At 57.8% G+C, this 15,157-nt stretch carries 12 protein-coding genes; 4 read left to right on the forward strand and 8 right to left on the reverse strand.

Annotated elements, in window-relative coordinates:
• The first annotated feature begins 430 nt into the window (after positions 1 to 430).
• Positions 431 to 556, forward strand: coding sequence for a hypothetical protein (locus AKL29_RS46300; RefSeq protein ID WP_283809399.1), 126 nt, complete (start codon positions 431 to 433; stop codon positions 554 to 556).
• A 543-nt stretch (positions 557 to 1,099) separates the two neighbouring features.
• Here the strand turns inward: AKL29_RS46300 and AKL29_RS43645 are convergent.
• From AKL29_RS43645 to AKL29_RS12830, 6 genes are all read right to left on the reverse strand, one after another.
• On the reverse strand, positions 1,100 to 1,534 hold the full coding sequence (locus AKL29_RS43645; protein ID WP_193395208.1) for a multiubiquitin domain-containing protein: 435 nt from the start codon (positions 1,532 to 1,534) through the stop codon (positions 1,100 to 1,102).
• A gap of 235 nt (positions 1,535 to 1,769) precedes the next feature.
• A complete protein-coding gene (locus tag AKL29_RS12815) occupies positions 1,770 to 2,063 on the reverse strand; it encodes a hypothetical protein (protein WP_050384420.1) in 294 nt (97 codons plus the stop codon).
• A 9-nt stretch (positions 2,064 to 2,072) separates the two neighbouring features.
• On the reverse strand, positions 2,073 to 2,615 hold the full coding sequence (locus AKL29_RS12820; protein WP_050384421.1) for a hypothetical protein: 543 nt from the start codon (positions 2,613 to 2,615) through the stop codon (positions 2,073 to 2,075).
• 116 nt (positions 2,616 to 2,731) lie between these two features.
• Positions 2,732 to 3,148 (reverse strand): hypothetical protein, encoded by a 417-nt coding sequence (locus AKL29_RS41855; RefSeq protein WP_152977561.1) that lies wholly within the window; start codon positions 3,146 to 3,148, stop codon positions 2,732 to 2,734.
• Between the two features lie 602 nt (positions 3,149 to 3,750).
• Complete coding sequence (locus tag AKL29_RS12825; RefSeq protein WP_028336635.1) at positions 3,751 to 3,957, reverse strand: cold-shock protein; 207 nt, start codon at positions 3,955 to 3,957, stop codon at positions 3,751 to 3,753.
• A 215-nt stretch (positions 3,958 to 4,172) separates the two neighbouring features.
• The gene (locus AKL29_RS12830; RefSeq protein ID WP_050384422.1) at positions 4,173 to 5,801 is read right to left on the reverse strand and encodes an acyltransferase family protein; all 1,629 of its coding nucleotides are present in this window, start codon (positions 5,799 to 5,801) and stop codon (positions 4,173 to 4,175) included.
• A gap of 935 nt (positions 5,802 to 6,736) precedes the next feature.
• On the opposite strand from AKL29_RS12830, the gene AKL29_RS12835 reads away from it, so the two are divergent.
• From AKL29_RS12835 to AKL29_RS40650, 3 genes are all read left to right on the forward strand, one after another.
• Positions 6,737 to 8,977, forward strand: coding sequence for a tetratricopeptide repeat protein (locus tag AKL29_RS12835; protein ID WP_050384423.1), 2,241 nt, complete (start codon positions 6,737 to 6,739; stop codon positions 8,975 to 8,977).
• A 363-nt stretch (positions 8,978 to 9,340) separates the two neighbouring features.
• Positions 9,341 to 10,495: an MFS transporter gene (locus AKL29_RS12840; protein WP_050384424.1), complete on the forward strand. Its 1,155-nt coding sequence runs from the start codon at positions 9,341 to 9,343 to the stop codon at positions 10,493 to 10,495.
• Between the two features lie 40 nt (positions 10,496 to 10,535).
• Positions 10,536 to 10,901 carry a DUF3088 domain-containing protein gene (locus tag AKL29_RS40650; protein ID WP_082190575.1) on the forward strand — a complete coding sequence of 122 codons (366 nt, stop codon included), beginning with the start codon at positions 10,536 to 10,538 and terminating at the stop codon, positions 10,899 to 10,901.
• A 14-nt stretch (positions 10,902 to 10,915) separates the two neighbouring features.
• Here AKL29_RS40650 and AKL29_RS12845 read toward each other — a convergent pair whose 3' ends face one another.
• Both AKL29_RS12845 and AKL29_RS12850 read right to left on the reverse strand, forming a co-directional pair.
• On the reverse strand, positions 10,916 to 11,887 hold the full coding sequence (locus AKL29_RS12845; protein ID WP_050384425.1) for a LysR substrate-binding domain-containing protein: 972 nt from the start codon (positions 11,885 to 11,887) through the stop codon (positions 10,916 to 10,918).
• A 592-nt stretch (positions 11,888 to 12,479) separates the two neighbouring features.
• Positions 12,480 to 14,603, reverse strand: coding sequence for a prolyl oligopeptidase family serine peptidase (locus AKL29_RS12850; protein ID WP_050384477.1), 2,124 nt, complete (start codon positions 14,601 to 14,603; stop codon positions 12,480 to 12,482).
• Positions 14,604 to 15,157: the final 554 nt, after the last annotated feature.

Raw genomic sequence — 15,157 nt, forward strand, 5'->3', positions numbered from 1 at the left:
ATTCACATCGTAACTTTCGAGGCGTGCTCAGACTTCACTCACGTTACGGCCCGCTGGATTGCTCGGCCGCCAAGGCGACCTTTGTCACGAGGCTTCGGTCCGTCCGATTGCTCGTCCAAACCGCTCGTCAGCTACCAGATCAATCGACAATTCTCTGGGTGGATGCTTCCTCCACTGGTAATACGCGCCGTCGGGGCGCACCATACGGTCAAACATACGAATCTGGCGGTCATATTGGTCGTCGAACCCAGATTTCTCGACAGATGGGGAGCGAGGCGATCAATCTTCATACTAATGACGCTCGCCTGGTCGAGTTCGCGACGGCTGCCGTCTGGCATCCAGAGACTGCCTGCATAGCCCGCCGACCCAACACCAGAGCGCCGACCGGCATGCCCTTGGCGATCTGCAACAGAGCGGGATAGCCCCGCTCATGAGATCGGAGATCAATATCGCTGAATCCGACCTGCCGATCGCTACCGTGATTGTGAACGGCCAAATAGACAAGCCGCTCGCCGCGCGCGCGCGTAATCAACCGATGGATGAACTGGGGCGTTAGAGCACGGTGACCGATCATAGTCGATTCCGTCTTTAGCCAGATGCACTTCACGAACAGTGAGGAGCGGGATCGCGTCGAGTTCGGATAGACCCGCAAGCAAGATGGCTCCGTGCTCATCTCTATCCTCCTGATAGAGATGATGCCAGAGTAACTCGTAGTCCGAACGGGCAATGTGGAGCCTGCACTTGGACATCACGATGATCTTTCCAAAAAATCCAAAACCTTGAGCACCTTCGCGCAAACTTTTTGCTTGCCGTTCTGGGCCATGCTGTTGCGGTGGGAGATCTGCAAAGCCGACCTTCCTTCGAACGCGTGCCCCGCAGTGACCGGTCGGCGCAAAGCCTTGACCGTCCGCGCGCCGGACGTCCCTACCGATGAACATGGGATAGATGTCGGCATAAGGATATTGCGCGGGGATATGAAACCCCACCCATGTCTTGTTCGGGACGAACCGGTCGCTCAACGCGACCGGTTCGACCGTTAGATATACGCCCCCCTGCCTATCGTCTCGCGTGTTGAGGGTGGCAGCGGGAAACTGCTTCCTCAGATCTTCGATGGCGGCAGAAAGAGTTGTCGTCCGGCGCAATCGCCGTGAACCGAAGATGTTCGCAGACGGACGATATCGTTGTCGCCAACGATACGGCTGGTGCCGTTGGGGAGCTCCTCCTGCAGCACAAAGTTGGGTTGGATCGCCACGCCTTGAGCGATTGCAGCGACCTTGATCTCTGTGCCGGTGGCGGAGTGGCCCTCGAGGCTCGCCGGCTGTTCATTGACGGTGATGGTGACGATATGCTCGGGCTTGCGCGCCACGAACACCATGTGATCGTGAAGCTCTACCCGCTCATGGTCTTCGATGCGGCGATGGGTGCCATCGTCGAGGACGAGATCCAACAGATAGTGCTTGCCGCTTTCAACGTCCTGCTTGATCGCAGTGAGCTTGATCTGCTCGCCAGTTTCATGCGGACCCAGCAGCTTCACGGGGCGCTCGTTCACTTTGACCTTGATCAGGTGCCTGTGCTGGGAACCTTCCGTCTGGACTTACCCCCTCGGATTTTGTCAACGCGCCCGCCGGAGCCAATGGTACAAATTTCCAGCCCTTTGCGGGCTGATCCGGCCCTGGACGCGGACGCTGCAGAAGCAGTGGAAGCGATCGTCCGCGCGGCGTACGAGCGGCTGAAGAAACCACTCAAGTAAGCCCAAGTAAGCCGCTCCGTCAGCATTTGAGCTGCCATTGACGGCTTTCAGCCGCCTGCAGACGCCTCTCCTCCACGACTTTGACGATGTCGGGAGTCACGTTCTCGTCCATCTCCTTGAGGAACTCCTGCAGCAGCGCGGCGTCGACGGGCGCAAGCTCCTGAAGCACTTCAGGTCTTTCATTGGTCTTGTCGTCTGCATCGCCAGCCATCGTGATCTCCCTGAAGTCCAAAACGGGCTCTTCCACCGTCGATAACGCTATTTCTTCTGGGTCGGTCGCAAGTTGCGGTCGAGAACCCTGCATGACCGGCATCGGCAAGTTTCAGGCCACCCATTCCGGCAGCGGTCTGGCCAGCCTTCTTGCGGTTGAAGCACCGTCGCGGCTGTGGAACAACCAGAGGGGCATTGGCTCGCGCAAGCTGGCCGTCGCGTCAATAACCGCTCGCGCCTCAACCCTTGCATTAGTCCACTGTTCCTCCGTCGAAAACTCCACCACCCATATGAATTGGGCGTATGGCAGGGTCATGATGTACTGGAGGAGCTTCGGATCAAATTCCGAGGCATGCTCTCGCGCGAAATGGCGATAAGAAGAGCCCGTGGTGATGAAGTAGCGGATGATGATGTCGTTGGTTGGCGGCAGACCAATAGCGGGGCCAAGCTTTAACAAGGCAGGAGCCAGCCGATCAACGGCGTCCGCCGGGTAGTAGACCTTCTCGGGAAGCGCCACGATAAAGGCGTCAATCGCCTCCGCCGCGTATGGACTTCCGCTCGACTTCGGTATGGACAGGCACGGCAGATGGTTGTCGTCGACAACAGCAAGGGTTTCGACTTCGTCCCAGGCATACCGGTCGGAAAAGACAATCATTCCGGGCCATCAACAACCTATGTAGATCCGATCGATGCTGCGCGAGAACGATGACATTTTTGCCTCAAGTTAAGTGCCGCGCGCCTCGCATGGGTGACAGTTAAAGCCACGCCACTTCATGCTGTACGTCGATTGGATCCCCCCTTCCCGCGACGTCGCCGCGGCCTCTGACGGCGACCGCGCGGCGGAACGAGTGAACTTGCCGCGTCCGTGTCCGCTGGCGCAGCGACTTCGCTGCGCGAGGTATTGATCGTTGATCGAGGCAGCACTCTTTGATCGGCAACGGCCTTTTCGAGCGCGGAGAGAAATTGCCGCCCGTCTTCCGTAATTTCCCAACCGAGAGCATCGCGAAAGACGAATTTCGCCGAAAAGATATTCAGATCCGGCGCATGCTCAGCCAACCGCTTCATGCGATCGGTCCAATCATGGCCGCTGTTCATCAGGATCTCCACGGCGCGCCGGACTTCGGCAACAGAGGCCCGCCCGGTGGGTTGACCGGCCAGCACTTTCAGGACGGTCAGCTGGAAGGACACTTTCCGTGTCTCCGATGGGCTGTGTGTGCAGTTCCCCTGCAATGGATCAAGGTCAGGGGTGCATCGTCAACAACATGGCGCCGTTAACCTCAACTATATTGGCCAACCTCGAGCCCGGCTTCCTGGAATTTGACCTCGCCGCGACGCATCAAGCTCATGCGGACCAGTCTCGATCCCGGACGTCGCGTAGCAGAACAGACCTGCAGCCGCGGCGCCGCAGGACAGCATCGTCCATAACGGGCGAACTCAGCTTTGCGAACTCCTTCATACGCGACGGCATCACGCTTTGATCACCGGCTGGTGCATCGTTACTTCGGGCGAGGCGTGTGCGGCTTACACCTCTTGGCCTGTTGGGCACGAGCGTACAGTTCGTACCGTTCATTGCCGACCTTGCCATGCCCACACTGTAGCAGGCTGACAAAGCCTGGAACTGTGTGATGGAGATCGATGGCTCGAAAAGATCAAACTGTCACGCCGTATGCGAGACAGCCTGATGGCTGGAAGTCGTACGTCAAACGCCCGGCGCGCCAGTAACAAGACATCGTCAGACGCAGGTGCGAGAACACGCCTTGCAGGCAGAAGTTTCCCAGAGGTGAACTGGATCAGCCAACCCTAAGATCCTCGGCTGACGTCTTGCCTGAACGTCCGGTCTTGAGTTGGTAACTGACCCGGGCTCCCTCTTCGAGGGTGGTGTAACCGGCCTTTTCGACGGCACTGATGTGCACGAAGACATCGGCACTTCCGTCCTCCGGCCTAATAAAGCCATAACCTTTGGTCGAATTGAACCACTTTACAATACCCATTGCCACGGCGGCATCTCCATAAGTGAACCGTTGTGATCTAGCGAAGAGTCTCGCAGCCATCAAGGTGGGCGGCAAAACGACGCTCGTCCGCCGCGGCAACTGCAACTTTCTTGCCCGATGAACAAAGTGCTGACTCTTTTGTGCGACGGCCGGCAGCAAGACCCTGACGTCGCAGATCTTCGCTTCAGGGGCGGGATCCGGATGGGCGTTCAGCCCGCGGCTCAATCATCGCGTGCCACATTGTTACAGGAGAGCTGCAGAGCCGACGACGTCGCATGCGCATCCGGTGCCGAGCTGGAGCGAATGCTGCGATCTCTCTTGCAGAACCAAACGACGGCAAACTCCTTTGCGCAACCCGGCGCAGGATCGGCAATCCGTGCCACCTCTGTACGAAACGTACATTCGCTCTTGCCATTACACGCTTCTGCGAGCGCATCCGTGGTGTTGCCGCGCGCTGACATCCAGCGGCAATTGCCGCCATACGTACCGGAAACGACCGAAATACCCGATTGCGTGATGGCATCTCCGGTCGCATTCCGCAGTGCATACGCGGCCGCCGCACCAACAAGTGCGGCAAAGCCGACGGTTCCCAATCGCACCAGGAGCCTGCGCTGTTCCGCCGAGGCCGCCTGATAGGCGCCGCGAATTCGCCTGCGAGCCGGTACCTCAAAGCCGAAATGCAACAGGATCGCGGCGCACGTCGCCAGGGCGAAAGCAAGTGCGAGCGCACCGAGATGGCCAAGCAGTTGGCTCGCCGTTTCCCAACGCACCACCGGAAAACGCCGGAAGATGATGATGTGTATAAGGTAGAGGGCAAAGCTGGCCTCTCCCAGAAAGACAAGCCACTTCGCTGACAACAGCCGTCCTACAGTGCTGCTGGGCTGAGCCGCCGCGACAAGGATGAGCGCAACCGGCGCCGACAGGGCGATATTGTTGCGTGCAATATCGAACAGGCTCATGGAAGCCCCAAATGGCGGCTTGTGGGCGGTAAACCAGAACACCCAGCCGATCGCGCCGACGCCAACAACCGTTGCGATGTCGAGCAGAGCGCGAGACGGCCTGAGATCCTGCGCCGACCACACTTCATGGAGCCTTGCCAAGCAACAGCCGAGAACGAACTCCCACACCCTGCAAAACGGCGAAAAGTAAACGATCCAGAGGATCAGCGTGTTCTTCCAGTTCGGCAGAGCCGCTTCCGTTCCATAGGCATGAAGCGCAAACAGGTTGATGCGGCCCTGCAGCATGAGCACCATAAGGTCGATGCCAAGCTCGATTGCGACGGCTCCAATGGCGTACAAAACCGCGGCGGGCACAGTTCTGATCCGCGCAAGCAGAGGGCAAACGAGCGGGAACACGAGATAGAAGAACCATTCGGTACTCACCGACCAGGAGACGATGCCGACCTCCTCGTACTGCCAGACGGGCGCTACACCGGCGATATTTGCGAAAAACCAGGTTTGAACCATCCCGAGTTGAAACGGGACGAGGTGCGCTGAGAATCCTTCGGCCGGCGCCTTGGTTCCGAGAAGCCATGGCCAGACCATCGGTCCGGTCAGCAACTCGACGAGAAAGAGAACAATGAATAGAGGATAGATTCGCGCTATGCGCGCCACGAGAAAGTCCGGGATCGCTTTCCGCGGGCTGCCCACAATCGAGCTGCCATAATTATATTGAATGACAAAGCCACTCAGCGTGAAGAAGACCGACATTCCGAGCAGGCCGAGTGTCCCGACGCTGATGTCGAGTCCGAGGCTGGGTCCCTGCAGGAACAGGCCGCCGCCGTGAGACAATGCCACCGCTGCTGCCGCGACAAACCGGATACCGGTCAGCGCGGGTATCTGCTTAGCCATCGATGTCGTTCGTCATTTGCGAGGTAGGTACAGATCGTGGCGATCGATGGCACCAAAGGTGGCGGCTGGACAGACCGCTAAAGGCAGGAAGACTGATCGCATCGCGCGAGTGTGCCATGCGATCAGCCAAACTCCTGCGGTTGCTCAAATCCGAAATGAGAGCGCCCGCGCACCTTATTGGAAAGTCGGCTAGCGCTGAAACTCTGACTTCTGGTAGGGCTGCTCGGATCGAGGTCCATATTTGACCGGTTCTGGCCCAACACCTCCCCCCACCTGTTATACGTTGAACCGCGCCATTGTCTCACCGGAAGCCTTCCGGAACGGGTTGGCGCCAGCCAATTTGCTCCCTCTGCGAAGGGAGCTTGCGGCGCAAGTACCCGATGAAAGCCCGGCTCAGAGCAACACGCTGCCGTCACTGGCAGCCTCACAACGGATACATGCACCAGTTCAAGGCTGTCATCAGCCAGCCACCAGGAGGTTCAGGTGCAGCAGCGGAGCGCACAAGGTGCCTATCCTCGCGACACTCCTTGCGACGAGGTTCATCCTTAGGCCCCGGCCTAAGGCAGCCGAGAGCGAGATCGCTACCTGAACGCATCGCAAACGGAACGGGCAGCCAATCCGAGCCGCGCGTTCAATCTTTTTGACAGCGACGGCCAAGGAATCTCGCTGCGGATTGCTGCAGCAATTTACTATTCTTGTCCTGCACGACTGGCCGCGATTTCGCTTGGGTCTGGCGTGCCAGAGAAGGAAAGGAACATGTGATGAAAAAGAAGATCGCTGAGATCAAGACCACGATCCGCACCACCACTCCGTACACGGGTACGCTCTAGGTTGGCACGACGGATGCCTTGGATGCATCTACCTGATGAGAGCATAGCGGCATCGGAGGGTGGTCGTTTCGACCACCCTCTTTTGTGACAGTTCGGGAGAGTAAAATGGTTGATCTGATCCAGCAGCGCGTGCTTTCAGCCATATCAGCATCCGTCGAGCTCAGTCCGATTACGATTTTGAAGACGGAAGCGGGCATGGCACCGGTGCCAACGATCAAATCGGCACTCGCGAGCTCCAATTCTAACTTCTCTATCACTGACGGCGACTGGCGGACCGGCGGCTATCTTGCCGGGCTGCAAGCGCTCATTGACTCCGAACTAAGGTGGGCCAAAGAAACTAGGCCCAAACTGGTTGAGGCGGCACAACAATCCTTGAAGCGGCTATTCCCCCTCCTAAACAGCGACGCCTTTACCGTGCCGAAGGATCTCACGAATACCTCGAGCAAGGAGGAGCGTACCCGGTTCTATCATCATGAATATCAAAACAAGCTCCTGGTCGGACTAGCCGAATTCCTGATCAACTGCGCCCAACAGCTCAACGAGCGTCACATTATCGTTATCGATCGGGCGGCGGCCCTGTCCGGCTCGGCCAAGAACCTGATCAAGCTGCTCGTCAGGCTGGACGACGATGCGCGGCTGTTTCGCTTCGTTCTGATCGATTATGAACAACGCCTCTATTTCCCGGACGCCAGCGAGGTTCATTTCGGCAGATATAGCTCGCAAGAGCTGGGATCAACCTTTGATCCGGATCTCGCCGCGGAGAAGTATCGGCAGATCTATGAGGCAAGCGGCGGCAATCCGTTGATTGCGGAGGCTTTGAGCAAATGCGCAGCGGCAGGATTACCAGTCGTCGGCTATCTCGACCCGACCGCGACCGTGGATCTCTATCTGGCCAGCCTCAACACCGGAGAACGGCATAGCCTTCTCAAATCTTACATTGAATCCGATTGCACCACGCCCGACCTGATCGCGCAGCGAAACTATGCAACCTTCGAGCCGGCGACCGCAGATCATCTGCACGAGCAGCTGCACCACGCATGCCTGGAGCGCTATCTAGCGGGCAAGGCGCCTCTCGTGATGATTCATGCGCTCTCGGTACGGGACAAGTACAAGCGTCTGGAGCTGCTTGCAGAACCAAGTCAGATCCTCCAGAGCATTGGCCTGTACGATCTTTGGTTTGGCTATTTCGGGGAAATTTTCGCCGATCCTGTGCTTCGCACCTACGGCTCCGGGGATGGTAACGTGAATGCCGCCTTCATCAACGCGGCTTTTGTGCTGTACTCACTCGGCTGCGGGCGGGTGTCGGTTCCCTATCTGGACGAATTCTACAAAACCTTCCCAAAGAGCCGATACACGCCAACGGTTCTCTATGCCCAATCAATGACGTATGGACGCTATCAGCAGCCGGTCAACCTCACGCTGGCCGAAGGATACGCGTTACGGAACCTGGAGACCATCGAGCGGGATTTCAGGGAGCACGACAAGTACGACTACATCAAGGTGTTCGCAGAGAACGCCTATGCTTACATCAAGGCCAAACAGCAGAAGTACGACGAAGCCCTCGCCCTTTGCGCGGAAGGCCTTGGCAAGATGCTCAAGGCGTATGGCGACGAGCGCTTCAAGCTTCATCAATCAATTCTGATCTACAACACTAGTCAGGTCTATGAACTCATTGACGAACTTTCTCGGGCTGAGAAGCAGTTGCGTGAGGCAATTTCCTATGATCCCTACTATGGAGAGTATCACAACGACCTAGGAAATCTGCTTTCGAAAGTGGCTGGGAGGGAAGCTGAGGCTTTGGAGGCCTATGCGCGTGCCATTGAACTTTGCCCACCCTATTATGAGGCTCACCTGAACAGGGCCGCACTTCGCAACAGAATGGGAGATGCCGCAGGGGCGCTCGCCGATCTCGACAGGACACTTGTCATCAAGCCAAACGAATGGCGAGCTCTCTTCGAGAAGGGCAACATCTTGTTGCGGCAAGATAGGCCGAACGCTGCTCTGGAGTCCTATCTGGCGGCGGCTGAGATCAATTCCAAAAACCCAGATCTGCAGAGCAATATCGGCCTTGCCTATTCCGAGCTTGGCAAGGCGAACGAGAGCATCGCGCACTATGTTCGAGCCCTTGAACTCAACCCACGGCATGCGCTCACCCACAACAATCTCGCCATCGAGTACTTCAACGAGGGCCGGCCAGATATTTCACTGAACCACGCGACTGTGGCTGTCGAGATCGGGGGAGATCCAGACTACCTCCTCACCCGGGAGCAGATCGAGAAAAGCCTGCAAGCTGACCTGGCTTCGCGGCGGGACCGAGCTTCTGCATCTTCCACGAAGGCGACGTGAGCTAGCGGCTCATAGCACTCTTGCCATCGAGCCCGAGCGGCGTGAGACAGGATCGCTAAGGAGATGGGTGCTGCACCTCCAAGCCCGGCGGGGTTTAGCGGATGCTGTTGCGGCAAGCGCCGCAACTCGGGCTGACCGGCAAAGCAAGCGCCTTGGCCGGCATAGTCGCGAATGGCCGAACGCCACATGAGGTAAAGGGAGGTATATAGGTAAATAAGATGCCTTTTGCCAAGCCGTCATATTGCGAGAACGTTCGTCGTGGCTTGCGGGCTCGTCGCACCGCTGTCGCGTCACAAAACCAGTGCCATCCACCTGTCCTTCCGCGTCAAGCGATCCGATGATCCTCGATGAGTTGAGTCAACAATGAGCGGGTCAAGCACACGGCAGTTCGTCTACCTCTCGCATTTGATCATTCAGATCGGCGGATGGGCGTTCCGTATCGGCATCCTGATCGGCCTTCTGCAATCCGGCATGAGCGCCGCGGGCCTCGGCATTGCGGTCACTTTTGCGCCGATCATGCTTGGCAGCCTCTTCCTGTCGCCGTTGGTCGACAGGGGCGATCCGATCTCCGCCATGATGATCGTCAATGCTGTTCGCATATGCGCGCTGCTCGCCATCTTCGGCAGCGACGGAGCCGATTCCTTTCAGAGCTATGCCGCAATGGCCGTCCTGAGCCTGGTCCAGCCCGTCTATTTGTCTGCAGAGGTTGCTTTCTTCCGTCGTATTACATCGGAAGACGGCATGATCTCGGTGCTACGCAATATCGCCAATATCGACTGGCTCACCTATCTCTTGGGAGTGTTTGCAGGTGCCATGCTATCCGATCAATTGCACTTGCCTGGCGTTTTGGCCTTCAACATATCGGCGATCATCCTGTCCTTGATTGTGCTCCTTGGCATCAAGCAGCAGTTCAGAAGGACGCCAGCCGTTCTTGAGGCGCGGCCTTCCGGAACCGTCCTGGACTTGGCACCCCTCTATCCCGCATTCTTGGCTGTTTTTCTGCTCAACCTCGGCGCCGGCATCATCAATGTCTATCCTGCGATCCATGCCACAGCTGACGGGGTTCTCGACAAAAGCGTTCTGTTGACGATCGTCATGACGAACGGCGTTTTTGCCTTGCTGGGGGCCCTAGCCGTCAAGCCGATTTACGACCGGCTGGGCGCCTTGCCGACCATCGCCGGGGCTGCAATGCTGCTCGCGGCATGCCTTGCAATGATGTCACTCGATGCCAGCCTGACTTTGGTCATCGTGTCCAGCAGCGCAATGCTTGGTTTCGGCCAGATATTTGCGGCTGCCGCTCACGCGCACATGGTGTCCTCAGTGGCTCCGGATCGGGCCGGTCGCCTTTCTGGGTTATTTCAATGCTGCACCTATAGCGGCGTTGCGGGAAATGGCATTGCCTTGTCGCTTCTAGGTGATTGGCTTGCTCTCGGCACGATCGTTCTTTTATGTGCGGCGAGCGCATTTGTTGCCTTCGCCGTTGCGACCTTCGCGGTGGTCAGATCAAGGGATTCTTGAGCTTCATGTCCTGCCGATCGCTAGATCAAGGATCCACACCATGCCTTGGGATCAGCTGTTCTTGTTAGAACGCCCTTTTGAGGAGCCGGCCTTGCCGGGACGGCAATTCTATTGTTGGCAATGCTTGCTGTTGGACGGGTTGCTGTCGGCGTTTCCAAGCCGCGCTGCGAGGCTTGATGTTCGTCGGATTTCCTGGGCGAGACCACGAGCCGCGCTCATCGAGAGGCTTGGGCAGGATCATCAATCCGCGCCCGTTCTGATTTTGGAGAAGGAAAGGCCTTTACCAGTGGATGCGAAGTACGCGAATGGGCTCGCCTATGTCGACGATGTGTTTGCAATCCTTGATCTTCTGGCTGCGCGCCACGGATTTCCTGCGCCTTACCGTCGAACAGTCCGCAGCTGGTAGGTCCATGATGGTCATCAACGACTTGACGCCAGCAGGGGCCGATCGGGAAGCTTCGATTGAGCGGCTTGCTTGACCTGCCGGGTTGGGGCTGCGAACGGCAACCGCTGATGATCCCGGTCCAGTATTTCTGACAGCGCCCAGCGCTCAAACTGTTTGACAGCCGCGCTATTGCGGGCTTGCCCGTTGACAAACATGTAGATTGAGCGATTGACCGGCACGAAGCCGAATGGAGCTACGAGCTCTCCCTTCTCAAGGTTGCTTCTGACCAGAATTTGCGAGCATATGGCGGCTCCCAGCCCACTTTTTGCCGCCTCCAAAGCCAAGGAAAATGTGTCAAACACGACCTTGCGCGATGCTTGTAAGCATATTGCAGCTGCGCTGGCCCATTCGCTCCAGGCGTCCAGCCTATCGGCCTCGTGCAACAGAGAGATAGACAGAATATCTTCCGGGCTTTTGATCGCCTCGAGCGTAGATGGCGCACAGACTGGGCCAATCATCTCATTTGAAGCGTGAGCCTCGCGGACGGGAAGCGGCCGCTTCAGTGGGCCGGCGACAAACAATACGTCCAACGCGCCAACAGCGAGCGCGTCAAGATCGGCTCCGGTTTCAAAAACAAGGTCAATGTCCGGATAGAGTTTGCGGAACCGACCGATACGGGGCAACAGGCCGTGCGACAAAAATGTGGTTGAGCATCCGACCACCACAGAACGTCCTGCATGGCGCCTTCGTAGCTCGTAGCATCCCTTCTCGAGCATGGTGAACGCGTTTGCACAGTTGCGCTTGAGCTGTTCGCCGTCGGATGTCAGTCGCACGCCCGAACTATGGCGCACGAATAGTCTCCTGCCGAACCAATCCTCAAGCAGGCGCATCTGGTAGCTTACCGCGCCGGTCGTCATATTCAGTCGCTCGGCTGCCCTGGAGAAGCTTGGAAACTCGCTGACCGCCTCAAACAGATGGAGGCTTTTCAGGATCGGTAGCTTGCGCATCTTTCTTTCCTGCCTCTCACTGGGATAGCTGTTGTGGGGCCCTGCAGTGTGCGCCGATTTTCTGCAGCTTCGACAACCGCCGTCGCTGACTGCCGGGACCGCCCACGACTGAGACTTCTTTCGGATCTGCCTGTCACGGCGAACTCAACGGCCTGGCTCCCTGCCCCAGCCGGTCGACCTATCGATCTGGCACATAACCACTTGAGATCCGGTATCCCTGAGGCACAATTAGATTCCATATCATTCGATGCAGGGTCGATCGCTGCGCGATTTCTCCAGAAAGCCTGAACGGAGCTTGAGATTTAGAACGCCAACTCATGGGTCAATTTGGCTCAGCAAAACGTCGACCCTTCATGGGCAGCGGCCTGGCCAGCCATATTGCATGACGAACTGGAAATTGCGGGCTTGCGTTCGAACACCTCCAGCGTATGTGGGAATTCGTCCAGTTCCCCTTGAAATCTGTGGCATCTTGTCCGTCGATTGCGTGGCTCTGTTAATCGCCTGGGATCTCGCCTCGATGATTCAGCTGACGGACGTGGTGACGTCGAAATCATGAATGGTGGAGCCCGGTTCATCAGCCCGTGCGGCGATTTTATTCAGAACAAAGCCGCCTCGATGCATAGGTGTATTCAAGGGCCAGTCGACGCGCCATTTCGATGAGATTGGCCGACGCGCTGTGCCCCCCATCGATGTTCTCGTAGTAGAAGTAAGGCTGGCCCAGGGCGGCGAGCTTTGCTGCAGCCTTGCGGCCGTGCGCGGGATGCACACGGTCGTCCTTGGTGGAGGTAAGAATTAAAGGCGCCGGGTATGGCTTGCCCGGCACCAGTTTCTGATAAGGCGAGTAGCCTTCGATCCACGCGCGCTGGTCGGGAAAAGCGGGATCGCCGTACTCGCCGATCCAGGAGGCGCCGGCGCCCAATTTGGTGTATCGAAGCATGTCAAACAGCGGTACCTGAATGATCGCCGCGTTGAAGAGCTCGGGACGTTGGGTGATTGCGGTGCCAACGAGTAGCCCGCCCTGGCTGCCGCCAATGACTCCGAGCCGGCGCGGACTTGTGATCTTGCGGCGGATCAGGTCCTCGGCAACGGCGATGAAATCATCCCACGTCGTCTGCTTCGTTGCGCCTTGGGCCGCTTGATGCCATTGCGGGCCAAACTCGCCGCCCCCTCGCAGATTTGCAACGACATAGGCATTACCCTGTTCGAGCCAGAGCCGGCCCACAGGGCCTAGATAAGAGGGCAGAAGCGAAGCCTGGAACCCGCCATAGCCATAAAGAAGGGTCGGAATGGCGCCGTCAAATCTTGCGTTCTTCGGTAGCACCAAGGAATAGGGAATTGACGTGCGATCACGCGAAGTCGCTTCGAACTGCTCTACGACATGCTTGGACGCATCAAACGCAGTAGGTGTCGTCTTCAATTCCTCGAGTTTTTGAGTTTCGGCATCAAAATACCAGACTGACGTTGGCCTGAGATAGCTTGAGACGGCGAACATGGCCTGGTCCGCCTCGTCGGAAGCGGCTGTCACGCTGACATTGGTATGTTCCGGCAGCTGGATCGGCGTCGCCGACCAGGCTCCCTGATCGTACTTGTAAACGAACGCTTTGCTTTGAACGTTATCCAGGATCGTCAGGATCAACAGGTTCTTTGTGAAGCTTAGCCCGCTCAGGGCCTGACGAGGCCTAGGCTTGAAGACAAGCGAGGCTTTGGCGTTCAGTGGATCCTGTTTCCATTCGGTCAGGTCATACGAAATCAGCGATCCGGCACTGAAGCTGACATCACCCGAGGCCGTCCACTCCTCGTCAAGTTTCACAAGCAGGCGATGATTCACGAGGCCTACGATCTCCGCTTTCTTCGGCAGATTGAGTTTGACGACCCCATCGGGGCGGAAGAGCACGTACTCATGCTCGAAAAACCCGATCGCGCGAATGGCCCCCGTCGCATGAACACGACCTTCACTGTCTCGAAGTACCAGGGGCATCGCCCGAACGTCGTTCGGCTCGCCGCGAAAGACCTCGCGCGCCTCGCTGAACGGCTGAGCGCGTTTGAGCTCCTTAACAACAAAGGGGTAGCCGGCCTGCGTCAAAGAGCCCTCGCCCCAGTCGCCTGCAACAAGGAGTGTGTCACGATCGACCCAGCTGACGCTCTGCTTGCTCTCTGGAAGATAAAAGCCGTTCGCAACGAAGCTCTTTGCCTCGCGGTCGAACTCGCGCATGGATGCGGCATCCTTGCCGCCGTCGGAAAGGCTGATCAGGCAGAGGCGCTCTTCAGGCGGAAGGCAGCTGGCGCCTTGAAAGATCCAGTTCTTGTTCTCGGCAACCGCCAAGGCGTCCACGTCAAGGATGGTTTCCCACCGTGGCTCTAGGCGACGATAGCTCTCAGGCGTGGTGCGCCGCCAGATGCCGCGCACATGATCCTCATCTTTCCAAAAATTCTCCAACCCGTGACGTCCCAGGGAGACATATGGAATTCGATCCTTGGCCTGCAAGATAGAGAGCGCCTGTTCGTAGAAGACCCGATAGCGGGGATCAGCCTGGAGTACCCCGAGTGTCTTCTCGTTCTCGGCACGGGCCCATGCCAATGCGCCCTTTCCTTCGATCTCCTCGAGCCAGAGAAATGGATCGTCAGCCGGCACCGGAGCCGATCGCTCCTGTGAAAGCGCCGTGGGGGTGAAGCAGGCAATCGAAAGCAGCGCGGCGGAAAGGAATGATGTATTCATGGACTTCTCCGGCTGAGGTCGAACGGCCGCGCTCGCAGGCCTGTCGAGGAGAAGCGTAAGCACGCAACCTATGACACAGCGCGGCTTATGCCATCTGGTGATCCATTCACTGCAAACTGCGTGCCGGCTAAAGAATTGCAAGTTTCAGCCGTTCAGGGCTGCACGACCATGTCCGGTTGCCGACATTGGTTGCGAAGCAGACACCAACGGCGCGTCGGCGGGATCGAATGTCAGACGCCGCCAGTATTTTCGATCTTCAGTGGTCAAGAAGGGGCACAACGATGCACCGCCCGCCAATGCTATCTGCATATGAGTAGATTCGTCGCAGCTGGCGTTATCGGTCAGATTGATCGATGGCGGTCATCAAGATACGGAACAGCACGTTGATCGGCAGCCAGATCGCGATCAGGTCAAGGGCGGCGTACATGGTGATTTCCGATTCGTGACCGCAGGTATCTGTCGAGTTGGACGGGCTCCGCCTTTACCGAAACACGCAAAACGCACCGACCACCCCGTTCCTCGAGGGCAGAAGCAGCAGTTGCGGGCCTACGTAG

The sequence above is a fragment of the Bradyrhizobium pachyrhizi genome (assembly GCF_001189245.1).
Lineage (GTDB): Bacteria > Pseudomonadota > Alphaproteobacteria > Rhizobiales > Xanthobacteraceae > Bradyrhizobium > Bradyrhizobium pachyrhizi.